Origin of the sequence: Mesorhizobium sp. M0437 (assembly GCF_040321335.1) — a bacterium.
Classification (GTDB): Bacteria; Pseudomonadota; Alphaproteobacteria; order Rhizobiales; family Rhizobiaceae; genus Mesorhizobium.
This window is the reverse complement of sequence record NZ_JAMYRK010000046.1, coordinates 33075-46037: the sequence shown is the minus strand read 5'-3', so window position 1 is coordinate 46037 and position 12963 is coordinate 33075. Positions and strand designations below refer to the sequence as shown.

Here is a 12963-nt window from a genome sequence, read left to right as displayed (position 1 = left end):
GCACGCCGCTCATCTCCGACCCCGGCTACCGGCTGGTTGGTGAGGCGCTGGATCGCGGCATTCGTGTCGTGCCGATCCCCGGACCGTCGGCGCCACTTGCCGCGTTGACGGCATCCGGCCTGCCCTCGGACGCGTTTCTGTTTGCCGGCTTCCTGCCGGTGAAGACCGGGCAGCGGCTGACGCGGCTGGAAGCGCTGAAGGCGGTGCCGGCAACGTTGATCTTCTTCGAATCGCCGCGCCGGCTGGCCGAGACGCTCAGTGCCATGGTCGAGGTGCTGGGCGGTGCCCGCAAGGCGGCGATCGGCCGCGAGCTGACCAAGACCTTCGAGGAGATGCGGACCGACACCCTGCAATCGCTCGCCAGCCATTATGCGGGAGCCGATACGCCCAAGGGTGAAATCGTCATCTGCGTCGGCCCGGCCGATGCGGTCGCTGATGAGCCAGAAGACATCGACCGGCTGCTGCTTTCGCTCGCCGCCGAGATGCCGGCCTCCAAGGCAGCGGCGGAAGCCGCCAAGATGACGGGTGGCCAGAAGCAGGCGCTCTATCGTCGGCTCCTCGACCTCAAGAATGCCGGAAGAGACGGGACCGGCGAAGACGGCGATGGCTGAACGGCCGAGCGCCAGCCGACAAAAGGCCTACCGGCGCGGCCATCACGGCGAATGGCTGGCGGCGGCGGCGCTGATGCTGAAAGGCTACCGAATTCTGGCCCGCCGCCACCGCACCAGGTTCGGCGAGATCGACCTGATCGCGCGGCGCGGCGATCTGGTGCTGATCGTCGAGGTCAAGGCGCGCCGCACGCTGATAGAGGCAATGGAAGCAGTCGGCCGTGAATCGGAGCGCCGCATCGAAGGCGCCGCCGATTTCTGGCTGTCGCGCCAATCCGACTACGGAAAATTATCGGTGCGCTTCGACATGGTGGCGGTGCTGCCGTGGCGCTGGCCGGTGCATGTCGAGAACGTTTTCTACGGGCGGAACTAGGCTATTCCCGAAGTGGGGCCGTTTTGCTGCGCCTGCGGTTCAGATCATGGTTTGCCGATCTGTCAAGCATCCGCCCAGCGCTGACTGGAACAAAAGCGTTCCTGCGTTGTTCCCCAATCGTCCTGATGTTCGACGGGCTGGTTCAAATGCCGGCCAGGGCAATCCTCGTGGCAGCTATGCGAGGACAAAGGGATGGCGAGGCAAATGGATCCCGACGATCTCAACCCGGTACGGATCGTCACCGTGTTCGGCGGAACCGGCTTTCTCGGGCGCAGGATCGTGAAGCGGCTCCTGGAAAGAGGTTTCACGGTGCGCGCTGCATCTCGCCATCCAGCTCGCGTGGCCCTGGTCTTTTCCTCGATTACAAGGATGCCCGAGGCAGTCGAGGCGGATATATTGGATGCGTCCTCGATCGGGTCGGCCATTACCGGATCACAGGCGGTCGTGAATGCTGTCAGTCTTTACGTCGAGCACGGCGTCCAGACCTTTGAACGCGTGCATGTGAAAGCCGCGGCCGATCTCGCTGCCGCGTCGCGCGACCGCGCGATCGACCAGTTCGTGCTGATTTCAGGGATCGGCTCCGATCCTCAATCGGATTCGAATTACATAAGGGCGCGTGGGCGCGGAGAAGGTGCCGTGGAAAGCGCATTTCCCGGCGCTTTCATTGTGCGTCCCGCCGTCATGACAGGACCTGACGACGCTTTCCTCACGACCATTGTGAGGATGATACGCCTCCTGCCGGTCTATCCGCTGTTCGGCGATGGTGGCACACGGCTTCAGCCGGTCCATGTGGCAGACGTCGCCGAAGCAGTGAGCCGGCTGATCGACGGGCGAACCCACACGGGTTCATCCATATTCGAATTCGGTGGCCCGCGCATCTATACCTATAAGGAACTGCTTCGGGAGATCGCCCGACAGCTCGATACGCACGTCAAGCTGATGCCGGTGCCGTTTGCGGTATGGAACGCCTTGGCTGGCGTCGCGGAACTCCTCCCGGCTGCCCCCATAACGCGCAACCAGATCGATCTTATGCGTCAGGACAATGTGGCAGCAATCGACGCGCCTGGCCTGAAGGAACTCGACATCGAGCCGCGGGATATCGACGAGGTGATCCGTGCGATCGAACAGCGCCGTGGCGTAGGCTCGCGCTCGTCTCCGCCTTAGGACGGCCCCCTGATCCTGGCGGGAACCTATCGCCGCGCGACAGGTTGGTCGAGCTTGAAGCCGTGAAAGAAGGAAACGAACTATGGCCAGATGCGATCAATGCGGGAATGACTACGACAAGGCTTTCAAAGTGACGATGGCCGAGGAGACCTACACGTTCGACAGCTTCGAATGCGCGGTCCAGAAACTTGCTCCGATATGTCCGCATTGCGGATGCCGGATCATCGGACATGGCGTCGAACAGGATGACATCATCTACTGCTGCGCACATTGCGCCGCGGAGGAAGGTGCGAACGCGCTGACCGATCGCGCGCCTTGATGCACCTCCTTTGGCGTCTCCGGGTCGACCATTCCGAACGACTGCGCCGGCTCACCCCATATTGCCAGTGCTGTCAGCACGACGACGACCAGCCGAGGTCAAGACGCCGAGGTCAAGGCCGCCGCACGTTGATGGAGGCAATGGATGCAGTCGGCCACGAATCGGAGCGCCGTATCGAAGGTGCCGGCGATTTCTGGCTGTCGCACCAATCGGACTACGGAAAATTGTCGGTGCGCTTCGACAAAAGGCAGCGTGCGTCGTCTTGATCGCGCCAGAGCTGTCATGTTCTTGCACGTTCAAGAACCCGCGTTCGACGGCTCGTTTAGACGTCGTTCCGTGGCAAGTCGGCTCCCGCTTGGACGAGTCGCTCCACGACGGCGGCCGCCTCCTCTGGAATGGCCGGTATGGTGCCCGACTTCCGCGTCGATCCGAAATCGAGGCCGGCGAAAAAGAGACCTGGAACAACGCCGACGCCATCCTCGTGGACGGGCTGGCCGGCTGCATCGAGCGCGCCGGGAAGCCGAACCCATGAGAAATCGCCGGTGAAGCCGGTGCACCAGATCACTGATCTGATGCCGCTCGCCGTCCAGTCGAGGGAGCGGATCGGAGGATCGGGCAAGCGCGGTTCAATCGTCTCGGCTGGATCATCCTCGGCCAGTGGCGCTTCGAGGCCGGCGCGCTCGATGTACTCGTCAACCAGGCGCTTGGCATTCGCGGAGACCTCGTCGGCAAATCGCATATGGTCGTCGAGCTCGTCGCCGAAGACGAGGTTGCCGTTCTCCACACCCCTGAAGCGGCCGAGCAGCACCACGCCCTGTGCACTCAGCGATTGCAGGCTGATCGTATGGGTCGCGCCGACCAGCGCGCGGGCCTGCAGCTTGCCGGAGGGGAGGACGAGTTCCTTGCGCGGAACGTCGAGAAAACCGGACAGCGTCAGCCATTTAAGTATGTTGCCCCCGCGGTAGCGCCGCACCCAACGGCCGTTGCGGCTGGTCGCCAAAAAGACCGCACGTCCGGCCAGCGCCAGATCCTCGGCGATCTGGCCGCCCGACTGACCGCTGCCGACCACCAGCACCGCGCCACTCTCTAACTCGGCCGGGTTGCGATAAGCCGAGGAATCGACTTGGCGAATTGCGGTTGGCAAATCCGCCGACCCTGCTGGCCGGACCTGCCGATTCTGGTCGCCGGTGGCGATCACCACATTGCGCGCCAGAAATGCCCCGTCCGTCGTGGTGATGCGAAAGATCCCGTCGTCTCTCGTCAGCTCTTGCACCGGAGTTTGGGTGCTTACCGGCAGGCGGTGCCGCTCGGCATAGCCTTCGAGATACGCGACAAATTCGTGGTGGGTTATCGCGCCCCACGGCTCGGGCCCCTCGTAGGAATCACCGGGTAAGATGGAGCGAATGGTCGGCGAATTCAGTCGAAACGAGTTCCACCGCTGCGTTCGCCACGTTTCGCCGATCCGGCCTCGATCGAGTACACGGTGGTCGCGGCCCTGCCGTTTCAAGAAGTAGCTGACGCCGAGTCCCGCCGGACCGGCGCCAATAACGAGGGCGTCAAGAACTTCGCTCACGCATTCCCCCTGCCAACCATACGTCCACAAGATCGTATGGCTCGACTTCGGGCAAGAATAGAGTTCCGGCTGGGATTGCGCTATCCGCGCCGGCTCATCCCCAGATGGCCAGCCCCGCCAGGCCGACGATGCCGACGACCAGCCGCCACCAGCCGAACAGCGCGTAGCCATGGCGCGAGACGTAGTCGAGCAGGAAGCGCACGACGATTAGCGCGGTGACGAAGGCGGCGACGAAACCGACGGCGATGATGGGCAGGTCGGCGCTGCTCAGCACATTGCGGTTCTTGAACAGGTCGAAGGCGAAGGCGCCGACCATCGTCGGGATGGCAAGGAAGAAGGAGAATTCCGCCGCCGCCCGTTTGTCGACCCCGAGCAGCAGCGCGCCGACGATGGTCGAACCCGAGCGCGACGTGCCGGGGATCAGCGACAGGCACTGAAACAGCCCGATCTGCAGATAAAGCCTGGTCGGAAACCGCTCGACATCGTGGTAATAGGGCTTCGGCTTCATGCGATCGACCAGCAGCAGGATGACACCGCCGATGATCAGCATGATGCAGATCAGCCGCGGCGATTCGAACAGCACCGTCTTGATGAAATCGTGCGCCAGCGCGCCGATAATGGCCGCCGGCAGGAATGCGATGAGGATGCCAAGGACGAAATGCCGCGTCAGCCGATCGTAGGGCAGCTCGAGCAGCATCTTCCAGAGACGGCGGAAATAGACGCTGAGAATCGCCAATATGGCGCCGAGCTGGATCAGGATCTCGAAGGCCTTGCCGGTCGAATGAAAGCCGAGGAAATGGCCGGCAAGCAGGATATGACCGGTTGAAGACACCGGAATAAACTCGGTCAGGCCCTCGAGCATGCCGAGCAGCAGCGCTTCGACGACGGTCTGGCTTTCCATGGCAACCTCGGCGTTGGAGTGAGGGCGTGAGAAAAGGGCTTGCTTGTCACGGCGCGGAACTCCCCCTATAGGTCGCAGCACCCTGACAGCCCCTGAATCGGGCGGCCAAGACTTACCGGCGCAGCCGGCGATTTGCCAGTGCGCTCTATTATCGCGGGACCATGCTGACGCTTTTCCACCATCCGATGTTCGCCAGCTGCCGCTTCGTCCGCCTCGCCTTTGGCGAGTATGGCGAGGAACTGGCGCTGATCGAAGAGAAGCCGTGGACGCGGCGCAAGGAGTTCCTGGCGCTGAACCCGGCCGGCACGCTGCCGATCCTGCTCGCCGAAGGCGACGTGCCGATCGTCGGCGCAGTGGTCATTGCCGAATATCTCGACGAGACGCGCGGGGTACTCAAGCGCGACAAGCGGCTGTTCGCCGAGGATCCGATGGAGCGCGCCGAAATCCGACGGCTGACCGATTGGTACCTCAACAAGGCGGAAAGCGAGGTTACCCGGCACCTAGTGCGCGAGCGCGTCCTGAAGCCGGTCATGCCGGAAACGGCAGGCGGCGGCTCGCCCGATTCGGCGGCGATCCGCGCCGCCCGCGCCAATATCCGCCAGCACATGAAATACACCAACTGGCTGGCCGGCACCCGTCATTGGCTGGCCGGCAACAAGGTCACCTATGCCGATCTCGCGGCGGCGGCGGCACTGTCGGTGCTCGACTATCTCGGCGAGATCGACTGGCGCGAACACAGCGCCGCGCGCGAATGGTATACAAGGGTGAAATCACGGCCTTCGTTCCGGCCGCTTCTGTCCGACCGGGTGCGCGGCCTGTCGCCGGTGTCACATTATGCGGACCTCGATTTCTGATACGGCAAAGCTGCGCGCGCTGATCGACCGCGAGGCGCGGAATGCCGGCTTCGACGCCGTTGCCGTCACCACGCCCGATGCGATTCCGCAGGCGCCGGAACGGCTGGCCGAATTCGTTGCCGACGGCTTTCACGGCTCGATGGGCTGGATTGCCGAAACGCTCGAGCGGCGAGGCAAACCGACGACGCTTTGGCCAGAGGTCCGCTCGATCATCGTGCTGGCGATGAATTACGGCCCCGACCACGACCCACGCGACATCCTGGCAAAGCGCGACCGCGGCGCGATCTCGGCCTATGCGCAGAACCGCGACTATCATGACGTGATGAAAGGCCGGCTGAAGGAGATCGCCGGCAAGATCGTGGCGCGCGCCGGCGGGGACGTGAAAGTGTTTGTCGACACCGCGCCGGTGATGGAAAAGCCGCTGGCCGAGGCGGCCGGCCTCGGCTGGCAAGGCAAGCACACCAACCTGGTCAGCCGCGCGCATGGCTCCTGGCTGTTCCTCGGCACCATCTTCACGACGGCCGAGCTGGTGCCGGACGCGCCTGAGAACGATCATTGCGGCTCCTGCCGGGCCTGCCTCGACGCCTGCCCGACGGACGCCTTTCCGGCGCCTTACCGGCTCGATGCGCGGCGCTGCATTTCATACCTCACCATCGAGAACAAAGGACCGATCCCGCATGAGTTCCGGGAAAAGATCGGCAATCGCATCTATGGCTGCGACGACTGCCTGGCCGCCTGCCCGTGGAACAAGTTCGCCCAAGCCGCTTCGGAGGCAAAGCTTGCCGCCCGCGCGGACTTGCGCGAACCGCCGCTCGCCGAGCTGCTGCGTCTCGACGACACTGCCTTCCGCACGCTTTTTTCGGGCTCGCCGATCAAGCGCATCGGCCGCGACCGTTTTATCCGAAACGTGCTGATAGCGGCCGGCAATTCCCAGGACTTGTCGCTGGCCGGCGCCGTTCGCGCGCTGCTCGACGACGCCTCGCCCCTGGTTCGCGGAGCTGCGGTATGGGCGCTGTCGCGGCTGGTGCCGGGTCGGGAGTTCGCCGAACGTGCCGCAGCCGCTTTGCAAGCAGAACATGAAGAGGCGGTGAGAGGCGAATGGCTTCTGGCCCTGCCAAAGCCGATCGAGGCGCATACATGACAAAAAAGCAGATTTTCATCTTCGGCGCCGGTTATTCGGGCAGGGCCTTCGCCCGCGCCAACAGGGATGCCGACACAACGATCTTCGGTACAACACGGTCGCTGGAAAAATTCGCGGCGCTGCGGCAAGCCGGTATCGTGCCGCTGCGTTTCGATGGCACGCTGACCTCCGAAATCGGCGATGCCCTTGGGAAGACAACCCATCTCGTCGTCTCGGTCGCGCCGGACAAGGCCGGCGACCCGATGCTGGGCGCGGCACGCGAGGAGATCGCGGCCAACATGCCGGAGCTCGAATGGATCGCCTATCTCTCCACCGTCGGCGTCTATGGCGACCGTGGCGGCAATTGGGTGGACGAGGCCGCCGAATGCCGGCCGTTGTCGAAGCGGTCGGTGATGCGTGTTGCAGCCGAGCAGGATTGGCTACAATTGGGCCATGACATCCACCGGCCGGTGGCGATCCTGCGGCTTTCCGGCATTTACGGGCCGGGCCGCAACGCCCTGGTCAACCTGGAAAACGGCACTGCGCGGCGGCTGGTCAAGCCGGGCCAGGTGTTCAACCGCATCCATTGCGACGATATTGCCGGTGCGCTCTGGCATCTCGCCGAGGGCAATCGCGGCGGCATCTTCAACGTCACCGACGACCTGCCGGCGCCGCCGCAGGACGTCGTCGCCTATGCCGCCCAATTGATGGGCATCGAGCCGCCGCCCGAAATTCCGTTCGAGACCGCCCAACTTTCGCCCATGGCGCGGTCTTTCTACAGCGAGAACAAGCGTGTCGCCAATGCGGCAATCAAGGCGGCCGGTTATGGCTTTCGCTTTCCCGACTATCGCTCGGCGCTCGATGCCATGTGGGCGAGCGGCGACTGGCGCGACGGCGAGGCGCGCAGCCCGATGAAACGGTCATGATCGATACGTTGCGCGGGCTATGGTATGATGCGGTTCAAATCGCGGAGGGGTCCAGCTTGGGGAAGACGTTAGCGCGAGCCTTGCCGGGCAAAACGCTGCTGCTGACGGCAGTACTGGCCATCGCCGGCTTGGCGGCGCTTGCAACGCAGCCAGGGAGCGCCGAGCAACGGGCAAAGGACCTGTTCGGCGCCAAAAAGCTGCCGGCACTCGCAGCAGCGCAATCGATCGGCTTTTATTCCAAAGGCTGTTTTTCCGGCGGCGTCGCCCTACCCATGGACGGCCGGCACTGGGAGGTGATGCGACCGTCGCGCAATCGTCGCTGGGGCCATCCGGCAATGATCGCGCTGATCGAGAAACTGTCGCGCGATGCCGCTGCCGACGGCTGGCCTGGCTTGCTGATCGGCGACATCTCGCAACCGCGCGGCGGTCCGATGCTGACCGGCCATGCCTCGCACCAGATCGGCCTCGACGCCGACATCTGGCTGACGCCGATGCCCGACCGTAAGCTCTCGGCCGAAGAGCGCGAAAACATCAGCGCTACCTTGATGGTCGATGAAAAGACCCATTTGGTGAAGGACGGGCTGTGGACGCCGATGCACACGCGGTTGTTGAAGCGCGCCGCGAGCTATCCCGAAGTCGAGCGCATCTTGGTCAATCCCGGGATCAAGAAGAAGCTCTGCGACACGGTCAAAGGCGACCGTAGCTGGTTGCGCAAGGTCAGGCCGTTCTGGGGCCACGACTACCACTTCCACATTCGCATCGGCTGCCAGGCTGGATCACCCGACTGCAAGGCACAGGAAGCGACGGCGCCAAGCGATGGCTGCGACCAGGCGCTGGCCTGGTGGTTCACCGAGGAGCCGTGGCGCCCCAACAAGAACCCGGACAAGCCGAAGGCACGCGACCTGATGACCATGGCGAACCTGCCCAGGCAATGCCAGTTCGTGCTCGACGCGCCAGCTCCGCCGTCGGCGGAAGCAGTCACCTACTATGGCGACGGCGTGCCGATCGCGGCCGTACCTGCTCCCGCGGCAGAGTCTTCGCCGCCGCCGACGGTCGCAGCCGGCGCGGCAGCGCTTCCGGCCTCGGCGAACGCCTTTGTGGCGACGCCCGAGATCGGCATTCCGCTGCCGCGGCCACGACCGGGGCACTGATGCGGGCAGCGTGTTCGCCGTCTGCATCCGTGCATCTCCACTTCGAAAACCGATTTCCCTTTTTGCGGTCATGCGCTAGTCAACGAGAGAACGGCGATACGCGTCGGGAACGGACGAGAGCATGCCAGGCGTAAGCGACGACGACACTCTGTTGCGATTTCCGATCCTGATCGGCGATATAGGCGGCACCAATGCGCGCTTCTCGATCGTACTAGACGCGAATTCCGAGGCCGGCGAGCCGACCATCGTCCAGACCGCCAACTTCAATACGATTGACGAGGCGATCCAGTCGGCCGTGCTCGACCGCTCGTCGGTCCGGCCGAATTCAGCTGTGCTGGCGGTAGCCGGTCCTGTCGAAAGCGACGAGATCCCGCTTACAAATTGCCCATGGATCGTCAAGCCGAGACAGATGTTCGCCAGTCTCGGTCTCAGCGACGTCGTGGTGCTCAACGACTTCGAGGCACAGGCGCTGGCTGTCGTCGCGCTCGGCGAAGAGCATATGGAGAAGATCGGCGGCGACGAGCCGGAACCGAATTCCGGGCGGGTGGTGCTCGGCCCGGGAACCGGGCTCGGTGTCGCCGGGCTGGTTTATGCGCTGCATCACTGGATACCGGTACCCGGTGAGGGCGGCCATATGGATATCGGCCCGCGCTCGCCGCGCGATTTCCAGGTGTTTCCGCATATCGAGAAGCTCGAGGGCCGCATCTCCGGCGAACAGATCCTGTCCGGACGCGGCCTGGTCAATGCCTACCGGGCGGTGGCCAAGGCGGACGGCAAGCCGTCGCCCTTTACAACGCCTGCCGAGGTCACCGCCGCGGCGCTGGCAAAGAACGATCCGGTGGCCGAAGAGGCGCTGTCGATCTTCGTCACTTGCCTGGGGCGCACCGCCGGCGATCTCGCTCTGGTGTTCATGAGCCGCGGCGGCGTGTTTCTCACCGGCGGCATCGCGCAAAAAATCCTGCCGGCGCTGCGCACCGGCAATTTCCGCGCCGCCTTCGAGGACAAGGCGCCGCACAGCGCCCTGATGCGCGGCATGCCGGTCTACGTCATCACCCATCCGCTTGCGGCGCTTTTAGGGCTGGCCGCCTATGCCAGAAATCCGTCGCTGTTCGGCGTGCAGACGGCGGGGCGGCGCTGGCGGGTTTAGGACACAAGCTGCGCCGCGACGAAGTTTCGCCGTCCCCGGCCATAGGCAAGCCGCCATCGGGGCGTTAAGAGGTTGCCGAATTGCAGTCCGGCCGAACCGAAACCACAAAGCGCTCCAACGTGACAATTCCAGCACCAACCAAAGGGAAAGTCCGTCCCAGCGAGATCGTGGCGGTGATCCGCCGCATCATCGCCGAGAACAGCCGCGATTATCGCTGGTACTATGCTCTTGCCGTGCTGTGCCTGGTGACGATCGCGGCGACGACCGCCTTCACAGCCTGGATCATGAAGGATGTCATCGATCAGATCTTCTACCAACGGCGCGGCGATCTTATCGCGCTGATCAGCGTGTCGATCCTGGCCGCCTTTATGCTGCGCGGCCTGGCCAGCTACGGCCAGGCAGTGACGCTGGCCAAAATCGGCAACAATCTGGTGGCGCGCTATCAACGCCGCATCTTCGACCATCTGATGAAGCTCGGCGTCGGCTTCTTCAATGACACCCGCTCGGGCCGGCTCGCCGCGCAGATCAACGAGAACGTCAACGGCATCCGCGATCTCCTGTCGATGACGCTGACATCGCTGGCGCGCGATGCGGTATCGCTTGTCGCGCTAGTCGGCGTCATGATCTGGCAGGACCCGATGCTCTCGGCGATGTCGCTGCTGATCGGCCCGCCCTTGATCTACAGTGTCACCTATCTGATGCGCCGGGTGCGTCGCATCACCCGTGAATCGGTGCAGATCAACTCGCGGCTGATCGGCGCCATGCAGGAAGCGACGCAAGGCATCGCCATCGTCAAGGCCTTCACCCTGGAAGAAGAGCTGTCGCGCCGCATCGGCGGCCTCGTCGCGGGCGCCGAGCAGCGGGCAAACAAGATCGCCCGCGTCTCGGAACGGCTGACGCCTATCTCCGAAATGCTGGCCGGCTTCGCCGTCGCCGGCGTCATCGCCTATTCCGGCTACCGGGCGACCGTCGGCGGCCAGCCGCCGGGCGCGGTGTTTGCCTTCATCACCGCCCTGCTGCTTGCCTATGATCCGGCCAGGCGGCTGGCGCGTATGCAGGTTGGCATGGAAAAGTCGCTGGTCAATGCGCGCATGATCTACGAGCTTCTCGACCTCGAGCCGCAGCAAGGTGACGTGCCGGCAGCCGCCGAGGCGAAATTCACCTCTGGCGAAGTGCGCTTCAACAACGTGTCCTTCCGCTATGTCGAAGAGGCGCCGGTCCTGCAGGATCTGACCTTTGTCGCCGCCGCCGGCAAGGTGACCGCCATCGTCGGAGCCTCGGGCGCCGGCAAGACGACGCTGGTTGCGCTGCTGCAGCGCTTCTACGATGTCGAGTCGGGCAGGATCGAAATCGACGGCCAGGACATTTCAAAGGTCACCAAGCATTCGCTGCGCGGCTCGATCGCCTATGTATCGCAGCAGCCCTATCTGTTAGAAGGCACCATCCGCGACAACATCCGCTACGGCAGGCTGAGCGCCACCGACGCAGAGATTGAACGCGCCGCCCAACAGGCCGCGGCACACGATTTCATTCGCCAGCAGCCGCAAGGCTACGACACGCCGGTCGGCGAGAATGGCGTGACGCTGTCGGGCGGCCAGCGCCAGCGCGTATCGATTGCACGCGCCATCGTTCGGCAGGCGCCGATCCTGCTGCTCGACGAAGCGACCTCGGCGCTCGACAACGAGGCCGAGGCCCGCGTCCAGGAAGCGCTGACCCATGTCATGGAAGGGCGCACCACCATTGTCATCGCGCACCGGCTGTCGACGGTGGTCAATGCCGACCATATCATCGTGCTGGAGCAGGGCCGGCTGGTCGAACAGGGCACGCATGCCTCGCTGATGGCCGACCCGCACAGCGTCTATGCGCGGTTCCATCGGGTGCAAGGCAGGAAAGGGCTGGGGCTTGTCGATGACGCCAAGCCAATCCAGACTGCGGCGCAAAATGATCACGCGAAAAAGGCGGTCGGGAGACATTCATGAGCGACACGCCGACCGTGAGTGAAATGGGCCTGGTGGTGGTGGGCGCGGCTGGCCGCATGGGCCAGGCGCTGATCCGCGCCATCCACACGATACCGGGCGCGCGTGTCGCCGGCGCCATCGCGCCGGCCGGTTCGCCACATCTCGGCAAGGATGCCGGCGAGCTGGCCGGCGTCGGCAGGCGCGGCGTGGCGATCGGCGACGATCCGCTGCCGGCCTTCGCCAAGGCCGACGGCGTGCTCGATTTCACCACGCCGGCAGCGACCGTCGAATTCGCCGGCTATGCGGCGCAGGCGCGCATCGTCCATATCATCGGCACCACCGGCTGCTCGGCTGAAGACAATGCCAGGATCGCGGCGGCGGCGCGGCACGCGACGGTGGTCAAGTCAGGCAATATGAGCCTCGGCGTCAATCTGCTGGCGGTGCTGGTTGAGCAGGCGGCGCGCGCGCTCGATGCCGACGATTTCGACATCGAGATCCTGGAAATGCACCACCGGCACAAGGTCGATGCTCCGTCGGGCACGGCGCTGCTGCTCGGCGAGGCCGCCGCTGCCGGGCGCGGCGTAGCACTTGCCGGCAACGATGTTCGCGTGCGCGACGGCCATACCGGCGTGCGCAAGGCAGGCTCGATCGGTTTCGCCAGCTTGCGCGGCGGCTCGGTGGTCGGCGACCACAGTGTGGTGCTGGCCGGTACCGGCGAGCGCATCACGCTTGCCCATCATGCCGAGGACCGGGCGATCTTTGCCCGCGGCGCGGTCAAGGCAGCCCTGTGGGCGCGCCGCCGCAAGCCGGGCCTCTATTCGATGCGGGACGTGCTCGGCCTGACAAGCTGATCCACAGATTTGGCTGAT

14 protein-coding genes are annotated in these 12963 nt (G+C 64.4%); 12 read left to right on the top strand and 2 right to left on the bottom strand.

What is annotated here, in order from left to right:
- From rsmI to NKI72_RS24260, 5 genes are all read left to right on the top strand, one after another.
- Nucleotides 1–611: 16S rRNA (cytidine(1402)-2'-O)-methyltransferase (gene rsmI / locus NKI72_RS24280; RefSeq protein WP_352851045.1), on the top strand; the 611-nt coding region annotated here is incomplete at its 5' end.
- Entirely contained in the window at nucleotides 604–981 is a 378-nt protein-coding gene (locus tag NKI72_RS24275; RefSeq protein ID WP_352822467.1) for a YraN family protein, read from the top strand. The genes rsmI and NKI72_RS24275, both read left to right, overlap by 8 nt.
- A gap of 192 nt (nucleotides 982–1173) precedes the next feature.
- Nucleotides 1174–2145 (top strand): complex I NDUFA9 subunit family protein, encoded by a 972-nt coding sequence (locus NKI72_RS24270; RefSeq protein ID WP_352539784.1) that lies wholly within the window; start codon nucleotides 1174–1176, stop codon nucleotides 2143–2145.
- A gap of 82 nt (nucleotides 2146–2227) precedes the next feature.
- Complete coding sequence (locus tag NKI72_RS24265; RefSeq protein WP_352926009.1) at nucleotides 2228–2464, top strand: metallothionein; 237 nt, start codon at nucleotides 2228–2230, stop codon at nucleotides 2462–2464.
- Between the two features lie 140 nt (nucleotides 2465–2604).
- Nucleotides 2605–2730 carry a PDDEXK family nuclease gene (locus tag NKI72_RS24260; protein WP_352502686.1) on the top strand — a complete coding sequence of 42 codons (126 nt, stop codon included), beginning with the start codon at nucleotides 2605–2607 and terminating at the stop codon, nucleotides 2728–2730.
- A 56-nt stretch (nucleotides 2731–2786) separates the two neighbouring features.
- Here the strand turns inward: NKI72_RS24260 and NKI72_RS24255 are convergent, their stop codons facing one another.
- Together NKI72_RS24255 and NKI72_RS24250 are read right to left on the bottom strand one after the other, a co-directional pair.
- Nucleotides 2787–4067 carry a flavin-containing monooxygenase gene (locus NKI72_RS24255; RefSeq protein ID WP_352851044.1) on the bottom strand — a complete coding sequence of 427 codons (1281 nt, stop codon included), beginning with the start codon at nucleotides 4065–4067 and terminating at the stop codon, nucleotides 2787–2789.
- A gap of 64 nt (nucleotides 4068–4131) precedes the next feature.
- The gene (locus tag NKI72_RS24250) at nucleotides 4132–4938 is read right to left on the bottom strand and encodes an undecaprenyl-diphosphate phosphatase (RefSeq protein WP_352473563.1); all 807 of its coding nucleotides are present in this window, start codon (nucleotides 4936–4938) and stop codon (nucleotides 4132–4134) included.
- A 161-nt stretch (nucleotides 4939–5099) separates the two neighbouring features.
- On the opposite strand from NKI72_RS24250, the gene NKI72_RS24245 reads away from it, so the two are divergent.
- The 7 genes from NKI72_RS24245 to dapB all read left to right on the top strand — a co-directional run bounded on the left by NKI72_RS24245 (nucleotide 5100) and on the right by dapB (nucleotide 12945).
- Entirely contained in the window at nucleotides 5100–5792 is a 693-nt protein-coding gene (locus tag NKI72_RS24245) for a glutathione S-transferase family protein (protein ID WP_023678968.1), read from the top strand.
- A complete protein-coding gene (gene queG, locus NKI72_RS24240; protein ID WP_352836169.1) occupies nucleotides 5773–6933 on the top strand; it encodes a tRNA epoxyqueuosine(34) reductase QueG in 1161 nt (386 codons plus the stop codon). The genes NKI72_RS24245 and queG overlap by 20 nt, the downstream gene beginning before the upstream one ends.
- Nucleotides 6930–7838, top strand: coding sequence for an SDR family oxidoreductase (locus NKI72_RS24235; RefSeq protein WP_352822460.1), 909 nt, complete (start codon nucleotides 6930–6932; stop codon nucleotides 7836–7838). The genes queG and NKI72_RS24235 overlap by 4 nt, the downstream gene beginning before the upstream one ends.
- Nucleotides 7839–7894: 56 nt before the next feature.
- Complete coding sequence (gene mepA / locus NKI72_RS24230; RefSeq protein ID WP_502908987.1) at nucleotides 7895–8989, top strand: penicillin-insensitive murein endopeptidase; 1095 nt, start codon at nucleotides 7895–7897, stop codon at nucleotides 8987–8989.
- A 121-nt stretch (nucleotides 8990–9110) separates the two neighbouring features.
- Complete coding sequence (locus NKI72_RS24225; protein WP_352473558.1) at nucleotides 9111–10136, top strand: glucokinase; 1026 nt, start codon at nucleotides 9111–9113, stop codon at nucleotides 10134–10136.
- A gap of 119 nt (nucleotides 10137–10255) precedes the next feature.
- Entirely contained in the window at nucleotides 10256–12115 is a 1860-nt protein-coding gene (locus tag NKI72_RS24220) for an ABC transporter ATP-binding protein (protein WP_352851041.1), read from the top strand.
- On the top strand, nucleotides 12112–12945 hold the full coding sequence (gene dapB / locus NKI72_RS24215; protein WP_352851040.1) for a 4-hydroxy-tetrahydrodipicolinate reductase: 834 nt from the start codon (nucleotides 12112–12114) through the stop codon (nucleotides 12943–12945). Before NKI72_RS24220 ends, dapB begins: the two co-directional genes overlap by 4 nt.
- Nucleotides 12946–12963: the final 18 nt, after the last annotated feature.